The sequence below is a fragment of the Dellaglioa sp. CoH-57-MRSF-20 genome, from assembly GCF_056781955.1.
The window spans coordinates 1-281 of the sequence record NZ_JBXAXV010000243.1; the positions used below are offsets into that span (position 1 = coordinate 1).

Here is a 281-nt window from a genome sequence, read left to right on the forward strand (position 1 = left end):
GCGCGGTCTCGTAATTCTCGGCTATCGCTCGGGACACTGGTGGCCGCTGATCTTGGTCGGGAGCTTCACCCTTTTGTGTGTCGTGATCGATGTGTGGAAAGAGTATAAGGAGACGCTGGTGGAACACATCGTACATGAATTGGCCAAAACCGATTTCTTGGTGTACAGTTACGCCGCCGATGGTACTGCCACGTTTCCGACACGTGTGAGTCATGTACTTTTGGAATCCCGAGTATGGATTCGGGGCACGGGCGCGTTGGTGGGTTTTAATAACGGAGTCT

The 281-nt window shown here is 53.0% G+C and carries 1 protein-coding gene; it reads left to right on the forward strand.

The window, feature by feature from the left end:
• Positions 1–281 (forward strand): hypothetical protein (locus tag AC1RPN_RS08915; RefSeq protein WP_481763831.1); only part of this gene is annotated, 281 nt, incomplete at both ends.